The following is a 20776-nucleotide window of genomic DNA, read 5'->3' on the forward strand; positions in this document are numbered from 1 at the left end:
GCCGCCCGGCGCCGTACCTTTAGGCCTCATTCCTTTCCTATGGCTACCGGCTCCCTTTTCGACTCCGAACCTTCTTCCGCAGCGCCCACCCGTCCGCCCGTGTCAGCCAGTGCTCCGCTGGCCGAGCGCCGCCGCCCCCGCACCCTCGATGAGTACGCCGGGCAGCGGCACCTCATCGGGCCCGAGGGCGTGCTGCGCCGCTACCTCAACGCCAAGCGCCTGCCCTCCCTGATTCTGTGGGGCCCGCCCGGCGTGGGCAAAACCACCCTGGCTCACCTGCTGGCCGAGGCCCTGGGCCAGCCCTTTGCTGCCCTGAGCGCCGTGAATGCCGGAGTGAAAGACGTGCGCGACGTCATCGAGAAAGCCAAGCGGCAGCGGGGCACGGTGCTGTTTATCGACGAAATTCACCGCTTCAGCAAGTCCCAGCAGGATGCCTTGCTAGGAGCCGTGGAGCAGGGCATCGTCACGCTCATCGGGGCCACGACGGAGAATCCCTCGTTCGAGGTTATTCCGGCCGTGCTCAGCCGGGCCCAGGTCTACGTGCTGGAGCCCTTGAGCAAGGACGTGCTGACCGAGCTAGTGGACAAAGCCCTGGCCGAGGACGAGGTGCTCAAGCAGAAAAAGGTGCGCGTGGCCGAGTACGGGGCCCTGCTCCTGATTTCGGGCGGCGACGCGCGCAAGCTGCTCAACCTGCTCGAAATCGTGGTGGAGTCGAGCCGGCCCGACCCAGCTACCGGCGAAATCGTCATTACCGACGCCGTGGTGCAGCAGCTGGCCCAGCAAAACCTGGCGCGCTACGATAAGGGTGGAGAAATGCACTACGACGTCATTTCGGCCTTTATCAAGAGTATCCGCGGCTCTGACCCCAACGCGGGCCTCTACTGGCTGGCCGTGATGCTGGAAGGCGGCGAAGACCCCAAATTCATTGCCCGCCGCCTGCTGATTCTGGCCTCCGAAGACGTGGGCAACGCCAACCCCAATGCCCTGATGCTGGCCCAGAGCTGCTTTCAGGCCGTGACGGTTATCGGCATGCCCGAGTCGGACATTATCCTGGGGCAGACGGTGGTATATTTGGCCACTTCGCCCAAGAGCAACGCCAGCTATAAAGGTATCCGGGAGGCCCGGGCCCTGGTGCGGCAGCAGGGCGTGCAGGCCGTGCCCATCCCGCTGCGCAACGCGCCCACCAAGCTCATGAAAGAGCTGGGTTACGGCAACCAATACCAGTATTCCCACGACTACGAAGGCAGCTTTGCTTACCAGGAATTTATGCCCGAGGCTCTGAGCGGCACCGTGTTCTACCATCCCGGCAACAACGCCGCTGAGCACAAGATGCAGGAGCGCCTACGCCAGTGGTGGGGCGAGAAGTACGGGTATTAAATGATTAGCCATGAAACGTGTGGTGCGAATCGGGGTCGTTATCTTCCTGGCTTTGCTGGCCGTGCTAATTTTACTCTGGAGCCAAATTCCGGATATCGACAGCAGTGCCGACATCGATGCTAGCCTGGGCCAGAGCCAGCACTAAGACTGATTGGCAATATTCAGGGGGCTAAAGTATTAAACCCCGGATTTCGTTAGACACCTTAGAAGCAACGCTAACCAGCTTTTTCTCCTCTATGCAGGAGTGCCGAAAGCCTTCTACATTTGTTTGCCTATCCAACCCGCTATTCCTTTCCTTTTTCCATGAGACAATTTCTGAAATACGTGCTGGCCACGCTTACCGGGCTGGTACTGTTCGGCGTGCTGGCCTTTATCATCGGCCTGGGCCTACTGGTATCAGCCGTCAGCGGCGACAACTCCGCCACGGTGGCCAAAGACTCAGTGTTGGAGCTCAAGCTCGACCGGCCCGTAGCCGAGCGCGAAAGTCGGGAGTCGTTTGGGGCTTTGTTTAGCTCCCAGGCCGACAACATCGGGTTGGAGCAGCTTAAGCTGGCCATCCGGCGAGCCAAACAGGACGACGACATCAAGGGTATTTTCCTGAACGTGGAGCTGGTGCAGGCCGGCATGGCTTCATTGGAGGAAATCCGCAACGAGCTGCTGGACTTCAAGAAGTCGGGCAAGTTTATCGTGGCCTACAACGACATTGCCTCCGAGAAAAGCTACTACCTGACCTCGGTGGCCGACAAGCTCTACCTCAACCCCCAGGGTACGCTCGAATTCAACGGCCTGAGCTCGGAGACTTACTATTACAAGAACCTGTTCGAGAAGGCCGGTATTGAGCCCTACATCTTCCGCGTGGGCTCGTTTAAGAGCGCCGTGGAGCCCTACTTCCGCGACTCTATGTCGGACTCGGCCCGGCTGCAAACCTCGTCGTTTCTGAACTCCATCAACGACTACATGCTGCAGAACGTGGCCTCGGCCCGCCGCATTCCGCTAAACCGGCTCAAGCTGATTTCCGACTCGATGCTGGTGCACAACGCCGACGACGCCAAGCGCCTCGGCCTGGTGACCAACCTGGGCTACTACGACCAGGCCCTCGACTTCATGAAGGGCAAAGTGGGCCTGGATATCAAGAAAAAGCTCAGCCTGGTAAGCCTCTCCGACTATGCCGACGCCGACGACAAGGCTGACGAGGCCGGCAGCGGCAACCGTATTGCTGTTATCTACGCCGACGGCGACATCGTGACCGGCAAGGGCGGCAACGACAACATCGGCAGCACCCGCTTTGCCGAAGCCATCCGCAAGGCCCGCCTCGACGACAAGGTAAAGGCCGTGGTGCTGCGCGTAAATTCGCCCGGCGGCTCGTCGCTGGCTTCCGACATTATCTACCGCGAAGTAGTGCTGACCAAGAAAGTGAAGCCCATCGTGTGCTCCATGTCCGACGTGGCGGCTTCGGGCGGCTACTTCATTGCCATGGCCTGCGACACCATCGTGGCCCATCCTAATACGATTACCGGTAGCATCGGCGTATTTGGCGTGCTGCCCAACATTCAGCCCCTGCTGCGCGACAAGCTCGGCATCACCACCGACCGGGTCACGACCGGCAAGTTCTCCGATCTGCCCACCATCACCCGCCCGCTCACCGCTTTCGAGAAGCAGCAGCTGCAGCAGGAAGTAGACCGCATCTACGCCGACTTCACCACCAAAGCTGCCGCCGGCCGCCACATGCCGGTAGAGCGCCTGCGCCGCCTGGCTTCGGGTCGGGTATGGTCGGGCACCGAAGCCAAGGCCCGCGGCTTGGTCGACGTGCTCGGTTCGTTTGAGGACGCCGTGCGCATTGCCGCCCGCCGCGCCAACCTAAAGGAGGACGACTACCAGCTGCAGCGCCTGCCTCGCCAGAAGAACATGCTCGAAAACGTGTTCAACACCACCAGTACCGAAGTGCGCCAGCACCTGATAAAGGAGGAAATGGGCCCGATGTACCCCATGTATGAGCAGTACAAGAAGCTCTCGACGATGAGCGGCGTACAGGCCCGTCTGCCGTTTGAGCTGAACATTCAGTAAGGAAACTTACCGTAACGACAACGGCCCGGTTCAGATGCTGAACCGGGCCGTTGTCGTTACGGAGATTGGTAGGCTAAGGCCGGCGCTTACCATGGTAATACGTCTGTATTGAACCATGGCCAGGTAGTTCATCTATCAGAAAAACCGCACTATCGCCGCTAGTGTAGAAGAAGGCTAATACAGTCTTGCGCCGGATGTCGGTAGGGGCACCAAACGTGTGGTATGGCCCTCCTGGTAGTTGCCTGGAAGTGGATGATGAAGAAGAATATATAAGGGTATTGGAATCCCAGAGCACTTTATCAGGGGCTTGCTCAGTAATCGTTATGTCCTTATCCGCAAGCCGGTGTATAGAAAGAGGGCTCCCGGGTGGTTTCACAAACGTGACAATTTTACAGCTGTACACCCCACCAATACGCGTGGAGGAATGTGTAAATATCTTATACGGTAGAATCGTGATGCTTTTGGTAATGGAATCATTCCTTTCGCCAAAAGCCTTGAGCTTTACCAAATACTGTCCGGTTCTAGTGTAAGTGTGGGTGGGGTTTTCGTCGGTACTCGTGCTGCCATCGCCGAAACTCCAGGCGTAGCGCTTGGCTGCCAGTGACTTATTCTGAAAGACTGTTGCAATGCTTGCCTCATTGCTCTCCGGCATTTCAAAGTTGGCAGTAGCGGGCTTAATTTCTGCTGGCTTTACTTCTGAGTCGGTAGAGCAGGAAGCCAAGCAAATGCTGGTAATAAGTGGTAGGTAGTTCTTCATAGGTGTGAATGAATTGTATATAGGTGCAGCTAAATGTACAAGGATAAATATTCCTCTTTGCTACCAGATAGCCTGAGGTTTCTTGGCGTGGGGTTGTAGTGCTTATTATTGCAAATATTCTTTCCTCCCTTATGCAAGACCTCCGCGAAGCCGCCGCCCACATCCGCCAGCTCATTGGCGACTTTCAACCCGAATTCGGTATCATCCTCGGTACCGGTCTGGGCGCCCTGGTTCACGACATCGACGTGGCCTTCACTTTGCCCTACGCCCAGATTCCACACTTCCCCGTGTCGACGGTGGAAAGCCACTCAGGCAACCTGCTGGCCGGTACGCTGGCGGGCCACCGGGTGCTGGTGATGCAGGGCCGCTTTCACTACTACGAAGGCTACTCCATGCCCCAGGTGGTATTTCCGGTGCGGGTTATGAAGCTGCTGGGCATTCAGAAGCTGTTTGTGAGCAACGCCTCGGGCGGCCTCAACCCCGACTACGACTACGGCGACCTGATGCTCATCGAGGACCACATCAACCTGCAGCCGACCAACCCGCTAGTAGGCAAGAACCTCGACGCGCTGGGCCCGCGCTTCCCCGACATGCTGGAGCCCTACAGCCAGGCCTTGCTGACCCAGGCCCAGGAAGCCGCCCAGCAGCTGGGCTTCGCCGACAAAGTGCGGCGCGGCGTGTACGCCAGCCTGCCTGGTCCTATGCTCGAAACCCCGGCCGAATACCGCTACCTGCGTACCATCGGGGCCGATGCCGTGGGCATGAGCACCGTACCCGAGGTTATTGCCGCCGTGCACATGGGCCTGCCGGTGCTGGCCATATCGGTTATCACCGACCTGTGCTCCCCCGGCAAGCTTAAGCGAGTGGAAATTGCCGACATCCTGCGCGTGGCCGCCGAGGCCGAGCCCCGCCTGACGGCCCTGCTGCGCACGGTACTGGAGCAGCAGTAGGCTTACCTTAGCGCTACCAAAAAGGCCCGCGGAACTACTTCCGCGGGCCTTTTTGGTAGTTACTCAAGCTTCAATAGCTACGCTCTAGCGGATAATAATCCGGCGGCGGTGGTAGCTCAGGATGGTGAAGACGCCCACACCGCCTTCTACTGTCGAGCGCACGGCGGCAGGCTGAGCGAAGGGGTTGCCGTTGGCATTCTGGGCCTCGTCCACCGACTGCAGAAAGCGGTAATAAGGCTGGTCGAGGTGATAGAGCGTAACCAGCAGCGTGTCGTTGGCCGAGTACCGGTAGCTGGTGCCCAGGGTCATAAACTGGCCATTGGTGAGGCGGTCATCCACTTCCAGGTCGCGGTTGGGACTATCCGAGATGCTGTCCAGGTGAATCTGCAGGCGGTAGAAGTCGGCCGTAGCGGCCGGGTCCTGGAACTTGGCCAGCAAATAAGCGCGGCGCTCTTCGGTGGGTTTGTCGTTGAACTTCCAGATCAGCGAATCAATGGTTACCCGGGACGGCATGGTGGCCCGGCCCGTCACGTGGCGGCCGTGGGTATCCTGCACATCCAGGGTGAACGTGTCGCCGGGCTTGGCCACCAGCGGCTGGCTGCCCCGATGGGTATACAACTTTTTGGTAAGCGTATCCAGGCCGGGCGAGAAGCGAAAAGCCTCCTTTTGACCCGAGGGCAGCGTCAGTACCACCGACACGTCGGTGAGCAGGGTGGGAGTGGGGCTGCTTAGGTAGGGCACGGTTTCACTGACCGTCATGCGAGGCACCTGGCCGGGCTCCAAGTAGCACTCTACCACCAGCTGGGGCGGAAAAGCGGGGAGCTCCACGTCGATATCCTTCTGCAGATTGCAGCCTGTGGTCAATACCAGCAGGCTAATTAACGCCAGCGGTAGCCGAAGCCAGAAATTGCGTAGATACCGGTTTTGGTGGAAAGAGAGGGAATTCATACGCTACTGCTAACAACGCCAGGCCTACAGAAGAGCCTAAAACTTGAAATTATATGTGACTGAGGGAATAACCGGAAACAATGACACCTGCCGGGCCCGGAAATTGGTTACCTCCCTGGTTTCCTTATTGCGCACCTGCTCGAAATAGATGAAGTAGGGGTTGCGCCGGTTGTAGGCGTTGTACACCGAGAAGGTCAGGTCCGATTCGCCGCGCTTGGGCCGCAGCTTGTACACCATGCCCAGGTCCATGCGGTGGTAAGGGGCCATGCGGTAGGTGTTGCGGTCGGGATAAATCGGAACGGCCATCGGGTTGTCGCCGAAAATATCCTGGACCAGAAAGCGGCCCTGGGGTAGCGTGGTGGGTGCCCCCGAGGTAAAGACAAAGGAAGCCGTGAGGTTGATTCGCTCGTTGAGCTGGTGCAGACCCACCACCGTCAGGTTGTGGCGCCGGTCGTAGGTAGGGTAAAATACCTTGCCGTTGTTGACGCCGCTGCTGCCCCGCTGCGGCGGAAACTGCCGCTGGGTCCAGGCCAGGGAGTAGCCGAGCCAGCCCGTGGTGCGGCCCGATTTCTTTTCCAGGTAGATTTCGTTGCCATACGACCAGCCCTTGCCGAAGAGGAATTCGGCGTCCAGATCTTCGTTGGCAAACAACTGGGCCCCGTCGCGGAAATCCACCTGGTTTTGGGCCCACTTGTAGTACACCTCGTCGGTGAGCAGGTATTTGCCTTCGCCCAGCAAAAAGCTGATGCCGGTGGCAACCTGCTGGGAGCGTTGGGGCTTCACGTTGAGACGGGACGGATACCAGATGTCGGTCGGCAACGACGCGCCCGAATTCGTGACGAGGTGCACGTACTGGTACATCATGGCGTAGCTGGCCTTCACCGACGTTTTGGGCGTGAGGGAGTAGCGCACGGCCCCGCGCGGTTCGAGGGCCGCATACCGGTCGGAGCCACTCTGGAAACCGGTCAGGCGCAGGCCGTAATCCAGCTGCAGCTTGTCACTGGCCTTGAAGTTGTCAGAGGCATACACCGACGCTTCCTGGCCTCGGTAAATGATTTCAGAGCCGATGTTCAGGCTGCCGTCGGTGCTGCTGGCCGAGAGCCGACCCACGTTGAAGCGGTGGTTGGTGGCACTCACGCCTAGCTTGAGCGTATGCTTGTCGGAAGCCAGGTAGTCGAGGTCGGAGCGCAAGGCATAGTCCAGAATTTCCGACGACAAACTGAAGCCGAACTGGTCGAGCTTGTTGGCAATCTGGTACTGGTAGCGCGTGGCCGAAACAGTAGTGTTCAAAAACAGCTTGGGCGAAAAAACGTGGTTCCAGCGCAGCGCCCCCACGGCGTTGCCCCAGGTAAAGTCGAAGTTGAAGCCCCCGGTGCTGTTGAAGCCGAACACGTCCCGGCCGTAGTAGCCGGTCAGAAACACTTGGTCTTTCTGGCCCAGCTTGTAGTTGGCCTTGGCGTTGAAATCGTAGAAATAGTAGTCGGGAATGGGGCTGTAGTCCTCAGTGTCCTTGTTGAGCTTATTGATCTGGCGGGTGAAGACGTCGAAATACGTGCGGCGGCCCGACAGCGAAAAGGCGCCCTTGTCTTTCACGATGGGCCCGTCCAGAGTTAGGCGCGACGAAATCAGCCCCAGGCCGCCGCTGACGCCCAGCTTCTCGGGGTTGCCGTCCTTGGTCTTTACATCCACCACCGACGAAAGCCGGCCGCCGTACTGAGCCGGAAAGCCACCTTTGTAGAGGTCCACACTTTGAATGGCGTCGGCATTGAACACCGAAAACAGGCCGAACAGGTGGCTCGGGTTGTACACCACCGCGTCGTCGAGCAGGAACAGGTTCTGGTCGGCCGAGCCGCCCCGCACAAACAGGCCGCTGGTGCCTTCCCCACCGTTTTGCACGCCGGGCTTGAGTTGCAGGGTTTTAAGTAAATCGACTTCCCCAAACAGGGCCGGCAGCAGCTTGGCGTCGCGGGCGTTGAGGTGCTCCACGCTCATCTGGGTGGTTTGCAGCTTCTGCTCCAGCGTGCCCGTGCCCTCAATCACGACTTCGCCAAGCTGGTTGCTGGCCTCAGGCAAGCTAAAGGAAATCCGCTGCGACTTGGTCAGGTTCAGCTCCCGGGTCTGAGTCTGGTAGCCGATAAAGGAAATGCTCAGTTGGTAGCGGCCCTCGGGCAGCGTCAGAGAATAAAATCCTTCGGCGTCGGCGGTGGCCCCGGTACCCAGCGTGGGCACAGCCACCGAGGCGCCCGGCAACACACTGCGGTCGGCCCCGGAGCGCACGTAGCCGCTGATGGTAAAGCGCTGCTGGGCTAGTAGCCCGCCGGGCACTACACTTAACAAAAAGAAAATACTAAATCGAAGAATCGAACTCACTAAACGCATTGGGGCAACTAGATCATAAGCTAACACAAAGATAGTCAGCCTAGCCCGTCAAACGCCCACATGCGGCGGATAGTTTGCGGCCGAGCCCAAAGCGGTGGGCTCGGTGCGTGGCAAGCACCAGTCGGCGCCGGTCAGGAAAGCTGACTATCGTTGGGCAGCCAATACTCTCTAATAGAGCCCCGCTGAATCAGAAAGGTTGCTTTCCTACAGGTATGCCTGCACGGTCTGGCTGAGCTGGGGAGCCGGCACCACCCCCGACTGCCGCCACACGGGCTGGCCTTTGTGGAACAAAATCAGGGTAGGAATGCCCTGCACCCGGAATTGCTGGGCCACGGCTGGGTTCTTGTCTACGTCAATCTTGATGACTTTGAGCTTGCCCTGGTGCTGGGCGGCTACCTGCTCCAGAATCGGGGCCATGGTTTTGCAGGGCCCGCACCAGTCGGCGTAAAAGTCGACCAGCACCGGCATACCCGGACTGTTAATAAGCTCGCTAAAGGATTTTTTTGGCATGACTGAAAAATGAGAGCCAAGGAAAGCCCACTCGCCGGGCGGCAGGGCACTGCCTGCATATACGCAGCCGGGCGGCCGGACAGTTGGGGTAGCACGAAAAAGCCCGCCGTTGCGGCAGCAACGGCGGGCTCATCTGAGCGGTAGCAGGAGCCGGCTTAGCGCCGGTCAACTACCGTAATATCATTGCCAACTTCGGGGAAGGTGAAGCGGCCACCCACAACCTTCTTTCCGCCTACCTGGCATTCCCAGGTGTAACGGCCGGGAGTGCCTTTAGCGGCTTCCCCGGCTTCGGTCTTGAAATAATCCGGGTCGGAAGGCTCGGAGGGAAACAGCACATCGATGCCGTTTTGGCCCTTTTCCACTTGCTTCACCAGGATAAATTCCTTGCCGTTGGCCTGGTTGGTGACTACAAAACGGGCGGTGTAAGTGCCCAGCTGGCCGAATTTGTCCATAACGCCCATTTTGATGTAGGCATCCGTTGATACCAGCCAGGTTTGCGCCCGGGACGTTGTTGGAGTCAATACCAACAAGGCTACCACCAGGCCGGCTGCCCGGAGCAGATGCGAAAGGCGAAGGGAAGAGTTGAGAGTAAAGTCACGCATGGTGTATATGAAAAAAGGTTAGGAGGTACTGACTGAAAGCGAAAGAGAAGATGTTATAAAGAAAATCGGCTGGGGAGCCGACTACTTAAAAGCTCATAAAGAAGTGCAAATGCAGATTTGGCAGGTATACACTCCATCCCCGCAACCAAATATAGAATTAAAAGGAATGTAGATGCAACATATTTTTTTATTTCTCGTCGCTAGCCATTTATAAAAAGCGTGCCAGATATCTGTAGTGCAACCACTTGCTCTTCTTTTGCTTATGGGACGAAGGCAAAGTAAATCCGATAATTGGATGGTGCGTTTGGATTTTTCTAAGCAGAGTGAGAAGCGTTGTGAACTCTGTGAACGGGAAGTAAGCGCCGTGTCGCGCCACCACTTGGTACCCCGGGAGGAAGGTGGGCGCTATGGGCCTACCGTGGCGCTTTGCCAGCCCTGCCACAGCACAGTGCATTTGCTGCTTACCAACCGCGAGCTGGCCCGAAAGTATCCGACGGTGGAGGCCTTGCAGCAAGCCCCGGAACTGCAGAAATATTTGCATTGGGTTCGCCGCAGCCGGGTCGAGCATATTTCCAACCGCCGGCGCCGGTAGTAGTTCTGAGCCCGGAAGAGCCTAGCTTTGGGTGTAGCGGCCACGGCAGTAGGCGGCTTGTTCACGAAGATCTACTATGGCTTATCAGTTTGTGCCCTTTGCTACGCTTCGGGAGCAGCCCACGATTGTGGTCGACAGTACGGCTAATGGCGCGGCCCTGGTGCTGGCTCACTGGCGCGGAGCCCCTACGCCGCCGCTCCTGCGCGACGATACCAGCGCGGGCTCGGTGCTGCGCGCCCTGCGCCAGCCCGCTACGCCCGGCCTGGCCGCTCCGGCCGTCACGGCCAACCACTTCGACGTGGATGGTTTCGTCGGGGTCTGGAGCTTGCTTTACCCCGACCTGGCCTTGGAGCACGAAGATCTGCTGCGGCAGACGGCCCGCCTCGGCGACTTTCGGGAGTGGGAGGGCAGTAGCACCCTGGCCGACCAGGCCCTGCAATTGGTGTGCTGGCTGAATGCTGAGGAAAAAGAGCGGTTTTACCCTCCTTTCGGGGCCCCGGTTTTGCGCCGCCGCGAGGACGAGGCCTGCGTCGAGAAGTTCAACTGGTTTCTGCCCCGCTTCGCCCAAGTGCTGCAAAACCCGGCGAGTGGGCGAGCCGCCTGGGAGCCAGAATATCAGCGGGTACAACTAGCGGCGGCCGTTATGCGGGGACCAGCCACGCGGCTCACGCACTACCCCGAAATCGGGCTGGTGGTAGTGCGCACGCCCGAGCCACTGCCGTACTACGCCTTGTTTGGCCCTACGGGTGGGGCCGACATCGTGCTGAGCATCTACGACGGGCAGCGCTACGAGCTGGAGTATAAATACACCACCTGGGTTGACCTGGAATCGAGGCCAGCGCTGCCGCGCCTGCCACTGGACGGGCTGGCCGCGCAGCTGAACGAACAGGAAGCGCCGCCCCACCGCTGGACGTTCGACGGCATCACCGACACGGGGCCACTACTGCGCCTGGCGGGCAAAGCGCTGACGAAAGTGGAGCGCTACGCCGACCCCGATCAGCGGCCCATCTTTGCCTCGTCCATTACGGAAGACGTGCTGGAGCAAGCCGTAGTGCAGTTTTTTCGCCAAGGCTACGCCCTGATTCAGCCCCGCCGCTACTGGACGTGGGCCGAAATCAGGGCTGCCGGACAGCCGGGCAGCGCCGGGTAGCAGCTATTCGGTTTCGACCCCGAAGCCTACCACGCGCAGGGAGCTGACGCCGCCGGCCCCCTTGCGCACGTTGATCTGGGTGCTGACGCGCTCCTTCAGGGCTTCGACGTGAGAAATGATACCGATGGTTTTGCCCGTGCCCTGCAGAGTTTCCAGGGCCGACAACGCTACCTCCAGCGTGTCGGGGTCGAGCGTGCCGAATCCTTCGTCGATAAAGAGCGTGTTAATCTGGGTTTTGCGGCCCGCCAGCTCCGAAAGGCCCAGGGCTAGGGCCAGACTGACCAAGAAGCTTTCCCCACCCGACAAGGAGTTCATTGAGCGGCTGTTACCGGCCTGATACTCGTCGATAATAAGCAGGTCCAGGTGCTCTTCGGGGTTGCGGGTGATGCGGTATCGGTCGGTGAGGCGGTGCAGGTGGCGGTTGGCCAAGTCTACGAGGCGGGCCAGGGTCAGGCCCTGGGCAAACTCGCTAAACTTCTTGCCGTCGGCGGAGCCGATGAGTTCGGCCAACTGCCGCCAGCGCCGGGCTTCCTGTTGCTGCTTTTCGAGCTGTTGGGCCAAAGCCGCGTGCCGCTCCAGACCGCGGTGGTGGTCGAGTAGACGCTGCTGCCGCTGCCCAAGCTGCTGGTTGAGTTGGGCCAGCTGCTCATTCAATGCTTGGAGCTGCTCACTGACGGTTTCGGCGGGCTCGGCGGTTAGGTTGCGCTGCTGTTCCTGCTGAAACTGCTGAGCAGCTTCGGTCAGGTTTTGCTGGGTGGTAGCCACGGCCTGCTCGTGGGTCTGGAGCTGGTCGGCCAGGCGGCGCACTTCCGTATCGGGCAGCAGCAGGGTGGCCAGGGCCGCGGGGTCGGGGGCCAGGCCGGCGGTTTGCAGCTCGGCCACCAAGGCGGCGTGCTGCTGCTCGTGTTCCTGCTGTTGGCGCCGGGCTTCCTGCTCACTTTTGCGCAAGCTCTCAGCCGCCACCGACCAAGCCGTTTCCCGGTTTTTCTGAGCTTCCGTGGCCTGATCCAGCTGTCTGGTAGCTTCTTCCACGGCGGCGGCCAGCTCCCGGCGGGCGGCCGCCACGTTGGCGCCGGCAAACAGCTCGTGGCGCTCCTGCTTCTGCTGCTGCATGGCGGCGTGCTTTTCCAGCAATTCCTGCTTGCGGGTACGTAGCCACAGTTGCAGCCGCTCCCGTTCCTGCTCGGTTTGGTCAAACGTGGCGCTGATGCCCGCCAATTCCTGCTGGGCCTTGTGTTGCTCCTGCTGTTTCTGGTTGAATTCGGCAGCCCGGTCACTGGCCAGCTTCATCAGGGTCCGGCCGTTGAGGTCGGTGAATTCGAGGCCGAAATTGAGCAACAGACTGGCAATAACCCCGCGCACGGTGGGTACCCGCTCTTCAGCGTCACGGAGCTGCTGGTTGAGCTTAGTAGCGTCCTGGGTGTAGTCGTGCTGCTGCTGGGCGGCGTTGGCCTGCTGACTGCTGGCCTGGGCCAGTTGCAGCTCCAGGCCACCCCGCTGCCGCTCTAGTTCCTGCAGCTGCTTCACCAAGGCGCGGATATGCTCACCCACGCTGCTTTCCTCACTTTCAGGCAGCAGCTGAATCGGCTCATCCAGTCCCAGCTCGGCGTCGCCGCTGGTTTGCTCCAGCATGGTCACGTAGGTGTTCAGGCGGTTGAAACGGGTGCCCAGGGCGCGCACGCGCTGGCCCAGCTCTTCCTCGCGCTGGGTGTCGCGCTGCACCGAGTCGGAGCTGATGCCCAACACGCCGGCCAGGTAGGGGTGTTCCGTGGCCCCGCACACCGGGCAAGGCTCCCCGGCCACCAGCAACTCCCGGGTGCCCTCGTGCGACAAGACCAACTGCTGCATCTGCAGACTGCGGCGTAAGTCGTCCCAGTGCTGCTGCTGGGCTTCCTGGTCTTTCTGCAAGGCGGCTACCTGATGGCGCAGGCGGCGCAGCCACCGGTTTCGGTCGGCGGTAGCGGCCTGCTGCTGGCTGGTGAGGTCGGAGAGGTGCTGCCGGGCCTGGGCAGCGACCTGCTCGTACTTGGCTACGGCCGTGGCGGCCTGCTGCTGGCGCTGGTGCAGCTCCTGCAGGCGCTGGCGCAGCTGACCCAGCTCGGCGTTGAGGTGCTCCCAGTCCTGAATGTTGGCCGACAGCTCGGGCAACAGCTCGGCCAGCTCACTGACATTGGCATTCACGGCCAGCCACTTACCGAGCTCCTTGAGTTGAGCCTGCAATTCGCGCAGCCTGCCTGCCGCTTGCTCAGCATTGGCCTTAAGCTGCTTGCACTGCTCGTTGTTGAGGTCGTATTCCTGCTTGTCTTTCTGCAGCTGAACCTCGGCCAGCTGGATGATAGTGTCCAGCTTTTCGGCCTCGCGCAGCTTGGGTTCCTGCTGTTGCTGGGTTTCAGCGGCTTCGTCGCGGCGGCGCTGAGCCTGCTGGCGGGCTTGCTGGGCCTGGGTTAGTTGCTCCTGCAGCCGTGGCAGCTCTCCCTGCAGCTGCTCGGCTTCGCGCTGCAACCGCTGAATCAGGGTGTGGGCCTGCTGCAGCAAAGCCCAGGGCGTGCGGAAGGGTAGGGCCTGCTCGTGCCGGCTCACCCGCTGCCGGATTGGCGACAAGGCCTCGGCTTCCTGGGCCAGCAGCAGCAGCCGTTGCTGACCGTGTTGCTGGCGGGCGGTGAGGTCGGCTAGGCGGCGCAGCCAGAGTTGAGCCTCACTCAGGCGCTGCTGCTCGGCCGTAGCGGTGCTGAGCTGGGTTGTGAAGCCAGCAACTTCGGCTTCCAGCTCGGTTACTTCCTCGGCACTGAGCAAGGTAACGCCCGCCAGGCCGGCGCGCAGTACTTCTACCTGCTGGGTTTCCTGCTTGGCTTTGTCGAAGGCGGCCCTCGAAATATCGGAGTACTTGCGGGTGTCAGTAATCTTTTCCAGCAGCTGGGCCCTCTCGCCGGGGCTGGACTTCAGAAACTTGGTGAATTCGCCCTGGGCCAGCAGCACCGAGCGCAGAAACTGTCGGTACTCCAGGCCGCTGAGTTCGGCCACCCGGCCCGGCACCTTCGACTTGTACGTTTCCAAAAACGGCCATTGGGGCTCGTCGTCGGGGTTTTGGGGCTCCTGGTACTCGCTGAGCTCCATGCTCGGCGGCTGGAGCTTGCCATCGGCTTTCTTGCGGGAGCGGTACTGGCCCCACTTAGCCCGGTAGCGTTTGTCGTTTACCTGAAACTCGACTTCGGCCCAGCTTTCCCCGGTGCCATGGCTCATCACCTGCTCGGGGCCGCTGCCGTCGTGGCGGGGCACCTGGCCGTAGAGGGCCAGGGTAATAGCATCCAGAATGGTGGTTTTGCCCGCGCCGGTGGGGCCGGTAATGGCAAACAAGCCCGCATCCGACAGCGGCGAGGCCGCAAAATCGACTTCGTGCTGCCCGCGCAGGGAGTTCAGGTTGTAAAAACGGACGCGGAGAATCTTCATTCGGGACGGGAGAGGTGCTCGTAAATAGCGGGCCAGTTTTCGGCCGTGCATAAGCCAATACCGGGGTGCATGGTCAGCCCGCCATTGTTGAGCGGCAATTCAGTAAAGATACTAGGTAGGGAATCCGGAAACTCAATCAGGCAATGCACAGCGTGTCCATGCGACAGATGATCAAGCAAATGGCCGTAGCTGAAAGCGTAGCGCACAATGCTGCGCTGCCGCCAGGCTTTGGCCGGATTTGCCCGTGAAAAAACGTAGTCGTAGACTTTGGGCAGCTCCAGATCGGTATAGCAGTAATCAATGCTTACCGAAGCCCACAAAGGTGAGGTGAGCAGCTTTTCCAGAGCCGAGTAATCGAACCGGGCGTAAGCGGCAGGAAATTGTGGTATCCGGTCCCGAATTATCAAGTGCCGCTCGGCTGGTGGCGTTTGCTCTTCTGACAACATGATGTACTTACGGCTGCTCCTGGTGCATCCACTCCAGCAACTCGTCGAAGGTGCCTAATAATTCCGGGCGGCTGTCCTCGGGCTCGTCGGCGAGGCGGCGCTCAAACACTTCCCGCTCGGTAAAGTCGTGCAAGCTGGGCGTCAGCGGGGTTTCGTCGGCCTCGTCGCCCAGGGCCCGCAGCGTGACCAGGCGGAAGTGGCGGCGCGACAAGACCTCAATGTGCTTGCGGTCAAGCAGCTCGATGGTTTTGAGCAACTGCTCGGCTACTTCCAGCTGGGTTAGCTCGGAGCGTACTTCCACATCTACCCAGGCCGGCAGTTGGAATCCGGTATTGTCGTAGGTAGTTAGGGCGGTAATAACCTCGGCCAGGTCGCCGTGGAAACGGGCCAGCCGCCGCGTACCCGGCACCAACAGCGCCTCCAGGCTTTGGAGCTTGCCGTCGGCAAAGCTGAGCAGCAGGATTTCCTTGGGATGGTCAATTTCCGAAAATGAGAGCGGAATCGGGGAGCCGCTGTAGCGAATATGCTCCCGGCCGCCCACGCGCTGGGGCCGGTGCAAATGGCCCAGAGCCACGTAGTCGAAAATAGTCGGGAAATGGTCAGCCGTAACCTGGCCCAGATTGCCCACGTGAATCGTGCGCTCCGAATCGGAAGGAGCCGCCCCGGCAGCATAGAGGTGGCCGGTAGCCAGCACCGGCAGCCCCAGCTCCTTGAGTTGCCATACCCGCTCTACTTCGGCTACGCGGGCGTAGTGGTCGGCAATGCCCTGCTTGATGCGGGCTTCGCGCTCCTCGGCCGACTCGCCCGGCACCGAGAGGCGCACGTCCCGGTCGCGCAGGAAAGGCACGGCGCACACCACCAGGCCGGGTTTGCCATCCGCGTCATCGAGCACCAGCACCTGGTCGTCGAAGCAGTCGGGCACGCAGCCCACCACGTGCACCCGCAGGTGGCGCAGCAGCCGGGCCGGGGCGTTGAGCGTGGCCGGGGAGTCGTGGTTGCCGCCCACCACCACAATGTCGCGGCAGCCGGTGCCGCGCATGTTCAGCAGAAACGAGTAATACAGCTCCAGGGCTTGGTTGGAGGGCGAGCCGGTATCGAAAATGTCGCCGGCGATGACCAGCACTTCCACCCGTTGCTCGCGCACCACTTCCACCAGCCACTCCAGAAAGTAGCGGTGCTCGTCGGTTCGCTCGTGGCCGCTGATAAAGCGTTGGCCCAGGTGCCAGTCGGCAGTGTGTAGTACGCGCATATTCTTCAAAGATACTAGCTGCGGATTGGGTTCCCGCAGCTGATGGTCACACAAAAACGCGGAGGTCCGCAGAGTATAATCTCCGCAGACCTCCGCGTTTTCCGCTAATCATTTTGATTAATGAACCGCCTGCTTTTGGAAGTCGGTAATAGCCTCGCTCAAATCATAGATTTCCGCGCCGGGCAGGGCGGCTTCCAAAATGCTGCTGCCCGCCGCCGAGCGGTAACCGCCGGCGCAGTGCACCAGGATGGGCTTGTCGGTCGGTACTTCCTGGGCGCGCTCCCGCAGCTCGGGCAAGGGAATCACTAGGGCATCGGCAAAGACAGGCTGCTTGGCCTCGGTGTAGTTGCGGATGTCGACGATGGTAAAATCTCCGGGCCGCTCGCGCACCCGCTCCACATCGACTGCCGGACTCGTGGCAGGCAGTACCGAGGGCGTCAGCAGGGCTCCTTTGATGTTGGCCTCGTAGCCGATTTTGGCGGTTTTGCGAATCACGGTATCCAAGGCAATCTGCGAATCGGCAATGAGGTAGAACGGCTCGTTGGGGCCTACTACCGAGCCCAACCAGGTTTCAAACTTGCCCCCGTCCTGCAGATTGATGGCGCCCGGCAAATGGGCTTGCTTAAACTCGGCCTGCGGGCGGGTGTCAATTACCACCACTGCGTTTTCCAGCGCGGCATTAGGCTGCACGCGGGGCACGGCCCGGATGCTGTCCTCGAAGGGCAGGGCGCCCTGCTTGTTGAGCTGCACGTCGTGGCCGAAATACTTGGGCACGAAGGGCTGGTCTTCCAGCAGCACTTTCACAAACTCCTGCTCGCTCATGGGCTGCAGAGCGTAGTTGGTCTTGAGCTCCTTGCCGATGGTGCTGTCCAGATCGGTGCTGGTGGTTTTGCCGCAGAGGCTGCCCGGTCCGTGGGCGGGATACACCCGCGTAGTGGGGGGCAGCGTCATGAGCTTATTGCGGGTACTATGGTACATCTGGGCCGCCAGTTCCTCGCGCTTGTGGCCACCTACCAGCTCACTCTCGCGCAAATCGGGCCGGCCTACGTCGCCCACGAAAAGCGTGTCGCCGGTGAAGACGGCCCGGGTCTGGGCCAGGTCGTCGATGAGCAGAATAGAGATGCTGTCGGGCGAATGGCCGGGGGTGTTGATGGCGTGCAGCTCCACAGTGCCCAGCGAAATACGGTCCCCGTCGTCGAAGGGGCGGTGGGGGTAGCTGGCCTTTACCAGCTTGCTGCAGTAAATAACAGCGTCGGTTTCCTGTGCTATTTCCAGGTGCGACGATACAAAATCAGCGTGCGGATGGGTTTCGATGACGGCCACGATGTCGGCCTCGTGCTCATCGGCAAAATCGTAGTACTGCTGCGGGTCCCGGGCCGGGTCGATGATGGCGACCTGGCGGCCGCAGCGGATGGCATAGCTGGCGTGGGCCAGGCCCTTGTCGTAGAATTGCTGAATCTGTACCGACGCGGTACTACTGGGAAGCGGACTCATGGGGTGTACGGTTGGTGAGTCGCCCGGCCTCGAAAAGCAGGCGAATAGGTCAAATATAACAAACGGCGGCGGGAAAGTACGGTTGAAGTAGCCGTGAATAGCATAGAATTAATATTAGCCTGGCTCCGAAAAGCGGTACCTTGGGAGCAGTGAATTAATTGATACACCCATGAAATTCAGACAAGTACTTATTCTGCTGGTTGGCAGCACCCCATTTTTCAGCGCTACAGCCCAGTCCCCTTGGGAAGCAGTGCCCAACGCGCCCAATTACTTTACCGACATTCCGGGCGGTGATGTATCCGGCTTTAAGTCGCCGCAGCCGAACGTGGTGTGGGGGATGTTTACCAAGGCTCCCGTGCGGGGGTACTACAACTCCACGGTTCTGCGCACAACGGATAATGGGCAAACCTGGCAGGAGCACGAAGTAGCCGCGGGTTCATTCACTACCCCGCCTGCTGGGTCCTTTGCCGAAAACCTGTTTGCCCTGGACGACCAGCGGGCGTGGGTAATTACCCAGAATGCTGTTTCGGCTACTCGTACGCTACTCCGCACGACGGCCGGGCCCGCTAATTTCAGCGTGGTGTCAGCTGCTTTGCCCGCGGCTTTTGACCATATCTACTTTTTTACGCCTACTACCGGCGTGGCTTTCGTGGCTACCGCTGCTGGGAGCAACTGGCAAATTTACCGCACAACCGATGGGGGCAGTACCTGGACGAGCGTGGCTACTACCATCCAAGCAACTGGTAGCAAGGAGTCTGTTACGCCTAGCTATGCTCTGATTGGCAATTCCTTGTGGCTGGGTACTACGGCGAATACAATCTTGCGGACAACCGATGCCGGCCTGACATGGTCGGCTACGCGCAGTGGTATCAAGCTGACCGGACTAACCTTTCGGGATGGGGTGCATGGTATAGCGTTTGGAACGGCGGGCGGCAGCAATACCGGTTCAGGCACGGAGCGCCTTTTGCGCACCAGTGATGGTGGCGCTTCCTGGAACCCGGTTACACCTCAGGGGCCCGTGCGTAGCCAGCTTCTAACGGCAATTCCGGGCTCGGGGGGCACTTATGTAAGCTGGGGGTATTATTCTGTAAGTCCGAATTATCGCTTAGTAGGATCAGATTTTTCCATTTCAAAGGATGAAGGCGCCACTTGGCAGTCTATTATTGCTGACGAGAATATTCGCTATGCGCAGCTAGCGCCCAGCACCGATGGGATGCTCTGGCTTGCTACTTCGTTTGACTATTCGCCGGGGCGCTACACTTATAACCAGTATATGATTATGCGCTACAAGGGAGGCTCGGTGTTGAAGGCCGCCTCGCCGCAGAAAGTGCTGGCGCTGGGTCTGTATCCCAATCCGACCACGGGAGTGGTGCAACTAGCTGCCCCGGCCGCGGGGGGTGAGCAGATTACCGTGTATGACCTGGCCGGGCGGGTGCAGCAAACGCAGCAGCTACTCAAAGGACAGCAGCAGCTAGATCTATCAGGCCGGGCCGCGGGTATGTATCAGATCATCTTGTCTACCTCCCAAGGCCAGCGGTACGCGCAAAAACTGCTCCTGACGGCTCGGTAGATCATAAGCCAGCCGGGCGCCGTTGTTGTTCCTGGTTTTCTATCCACGGCCGGGTATTGAGTTATCACACAAAAGCCCCACCCGAGTCGGGTGGGGCTTTTGTGTAATGCTTTCAAAAAGCTACATCTGATTTAGCGACGACGCTGGGCACCACCGCCCTGGCCGTTGAGGAAGTAGTCCCGCCGCGCCAGGTACACATCCTGGTACACGCTGGGATTCAATACTGCCTTCAAGGTCGATTCGAATGCCGTCAGAGCCCCTGCTGCATCCGTCGTGCGGTTGTTGGCATACGACTCAGCGGCCTGACGGATCTGGTCGCGCTGGGTGGTGGTCAGGCCACCGGGAATGCCACGCTCGAAGCGGGTCAGAATAGCGGAGCCTTGCTGCACGTTGGTGCGAGGGCCAGCTGCTGGGCGCTGGCCGCGGCCAGAAAGGAAATAGTCACGATTGGCCACGTACACATCCTGGTACACGCTGGGGTTGAGCACCGCTTGCAAAGTGGCTTCAAACACCTTCTGAGCCTCAGCGCTGATCGTGGCCCGGTCGCGGGCATAGGACTCGGCGGCCTGACGGATCTGGTCGCGCTGCGTGGTCGTCAGACCACCGGGAATACCCTGCTCAAAGCGGTTGAGAATAGCGGCAGCCTGAGCGGTAATCGTGCCCTGCTGGAAAGTAGAAGCAATAGGGGCGGCAACGGGAGCGGCAAAGGCAGGAGCCTGCAACGCGAAAGCTACGAGGAGCTGGGGGATTATGGTGGTAGATTTCATGATCAAGTTGTAGAAAGGAAAGAAAATACAGGAGATATTGGGCGCTCTTCAATTGTCGTACCAAAACTGAAAAAGCTCTGTCTCCCGAGGTGCGGTGTATACGCACCTCCGCAATACAGGATGAGCTTATGGCTAAAAAAGCGCAAGAATACCGAGGGTTACACCCGGGTTGAATAGAATAAATAATTGATTAGTAAGTGATAACAAAATTATTAGGTTTAATTGCAGAGTATGCAGGCTTTATAGATGAGTGCCTTAGTTGCGCCTACGCATAACGCTTCAGGAACTGCGAGTGAGCTTTCACGGGCCATAGGGCAAGCCGGAAAGTGCCGGAGCCGAAACCGGCCGGAGTGGAGGACTGAGTTTGGGAACTGCGCCGTGCAACTATACAGTGGTGCCGGCCTCTTTAACCGCCGAATGCTGATTATCGCCTATATTCGGGCTCCTGATACCGAATTTGAAAATTCCATACCT

At 59.8% G+C, this 20776-nt stretch carries 17 protein-coding genes; 7 read left to right on the forward strand and 10 right to left on the reverse strand.

Annotated features, from left to right (window positions below; all coding sequences use genetic code 11):
* Positions 1-39 precede the first annotated feature (39 nt).
* From MUN80_RS11890 to sppA, 3 genes are all read left to right on the forward strand, one after another.
* Positions 40-1377 carry a replication-associated recombination protein A gene (locus MUN80_RS11890; RefSeq protein ID WP_244724162.1) on the forward strand — a complete coding sequence of 446 codons (1338 nt, stop codon included), beginning with the start codon at positions 40-42 and terminating at the stop codon, positions 1375-1377.
* Between the two features lie 10 nt (positions 1378-1387).
* A complete protein-coding gene (locus MUN80_RS25980; RefSeq protein ID WP_262922065.1) occupies positions 1388-1522 on the forward strand; it encodes a hypothetical protein in 135 nt (44 codons plus the stop codon).
* A gap of 158 nt (positions 1523-1680) precedes the next feature.
* Positions 1681-3441 carry a signal peptide peptidase SppA gene (sppA, locus tag MUN80_RS11895; protein ID WP_244724181.1) on the forward strand — a complete coding sequence of 587 codons (1761 nt, stop codon included), beginning with the start codon at positions 1681-1683 and terminating at the stop codon, positions 3439-3441.
* Positions 3442-3514: 73 nt separating this feature from the next.
* On the opposite strand, the gene MUN80_RS11900 is transcribed toward sppA, so the two are convergent.
* Entirely contained in the window at positions 3515-4198 is a 684-nt protein-coding gene (locus tag MUN80_RS11900) for a PKD domain-containing protein (RefSeq protein ID WP_244724183.1), read from the reverse strand.
* A 131-nt stretch (positions 4199-4329) separates the two neighbouring features.
* Between MUN80_RS11900 and MUN80_RS11905 the strand changes: the two genes are divergently transcribed.
* The gene (locus tag MUN80_RS11905) at positions 4330-5148 is read left to right on the forward strand and encodes a purine-nucleoside phosphorylase (protein WP_244724186.1); all 819 of its coding nucleotides are present in this window, start codon (positions 4330-4332) and stop codon (positions 5146-5148) included.
* 84 nt (positions 5149-5232) lie between these two features.
* Here MUN80_RS11905 and MUN80_RS11910 read toward each other — a convergent pair whose 3' ends face one another.
* The 4 genes from MUN80_RS11910 to MUN80_RS11925 all read right to left on the reverse strand — a co-directional run bounded on the left by MUN80_RS11910 (position 5233) and on the right by MUN80_RS11925 (position 9587).
* Positions 5233-6096: a DUF4249 domain-containing protein gene (locus tag MUN80_RS11910; protein ID WP_244724189.1), complete on the reverse strand. Its 864-nt coding sequence runs from the start codon at positions 6094-6096 to the stop codon at positions 5233-5235.
* Positions 6097-6132: 36 nt separating this feature from the next.
* On the reverse strand, positions 6133-8421 hold the full coding sequence (locus tag MUN80_RS11915; RefSeq protein WP_244724191.1) for a TonB-dependent receptor: 2289 nt from the start codon (positions 8419-8421) through the stop codon (positions 6133-6135).
* 258 nt (positions 8422-8679) lie between these two features.
* Positions 8680-8985, reverse strand: a complete 306-nt coding sequence (trxA, locus tag MUN80_RS11920) for a thioredoxin (protein WP_244724194.1) — start codon at positions 8983-8985, stop codon at positions 8680-8682.
* A 155-nt stretch (positions 8986-9140) separates the two neighbouring features.
* Positions 9141-9587: a hypothetical protein gene (locus MUN80_RS11925; protein ID WP_244724197.1), complete on the reverse strand. Its 447-nt coding sequence runs from the start codon at positions 9585-9587 to the stop codon at positions 9141-9143.
* A gap of 295 nt (positions 9588-9882) precedes the next feature.
* Here MUN80_RS11925 and MUN80_RS11930 point away from each other — a divergent pair, with 295 nt between their 5' ends.
* Both MUN80_RS11930 and MUN80_RS11935 read left to right on the forward strand, forming a co-directional pair.
* Positions 9883-10179, forward strand: a complete 297-nt coding sequence (locus MUN80_RS11930) for an HNH endonuclease (protein WP_244724200.1) — start codon at positions 9883-9885, stop codon at positions 10177-10179.
* A gap of 76 nt (positions 10180-10255) precedes the next feature.
* Positions 10256-11329, forward strand: coding sequence for a DUF6687 family protein (locus MUN80_RS11935; protein ID WP_244724203.1), 1074 nt, complete (start codon positions 10256-10258; stop codon positions 11327-11329).
* Positions 11330-11332: 3 nt separating this feature from the next.
* Here the strand turns inward: MUN80_RS11935 and MUN80_RS11940 are convergent, their stop codons facing one another.
* From MUN80_RS11940 to MUN80_RS11955, 4 genes are all read right to left on the reverse strand, one after another.
* Positions 11333-14776, reverse strand: coding sequence for an AAA family ATPase (locus MUN80_RS11940; protein WP_244724206.1), 3444 nt, complete (start codon positions 14774-14776; stop codon positions 11333-11335).
* Complete coding sequence (locus tag MUN80_RS11945; protein WP_244724209.1) at positions 14773-15222, reverse strand: hypothetical protein; 450 nt, start codon at positions 15220-15222, stop codon at positions 14773-14775. Before MUN80_RS11945 ends, MUN80_RS11940 begins: the two co-directional genes overlap by 4 nt.
* A 7-nt stretch (positions 15223-15229) precedes the next feature.
* Positions 15230-16471, reverse strand: coding sequence for an exonuclease SbcCD subunit D C-terminal domain-containing protein (locus tag MUN80_RS11950; protein ID WP_244724211.1), 1242 nt, complete (start codon positions 16469-16471; stop codon positions 15230-15232).
* 117 nt (positions 16472-16588) lie between these two features.
* On the reverse strand, positions 16589-17965 hold the full coding sequence (locus tag MUN80_RS11955; protein ID WP_244724214.1) for an MBL fold metallo-hydrolase: 1377 nt from the start codon (positions 17963-17965) through the stop codon (positions 16589-16591).
* Between the two features lie 169 nt (positions 17966-18134).
* Between MUN80_RS11955 and MUN80_RS11960 the strand changes: the two genes are divergently transcribed.
* On the forward strand, positions 18135-19535 hold the full coding sequence (locus tag MUN80_RS11960; protein WP_244724217.1) for a T9SS type A sorting domain-containing protein: 1401 nt from the start codon (positions 18135-18137) through the stop codon (positions 19533-19535).
* 131 nt (positions 19536-19666) lie between these two features.
* On the opposite strand, the gene MUN80_RS11965 is transcribed toward MUN80_RS11960, so the two are convergent.
* Positions 19667-20302 carry a hypothetical protein gene (locus MUN80_RS11965; protein WP_244724233.1) on the reverse strand — a complete coding sequence of 212 codons (636 nt, stop codon included), beginning with the start codon at positions 20300-20302 and terminating at the stop codon, positions 19667-19669.
* Between the last annotated feature and the right edge of the window lie 474 nt (positions 20303-20776).

Origin of the sequence: Hymenobacter cellulosivorans, assembly GCF_022919135.1 — a bacterium.
GTDB classification, from domain to species: Bacteria; Bacteroidota; Bacteroidia; order Cytophagales; family Hymenobacteraceae; genus Hymenobacter; species Hymenobacter cellulosivorans.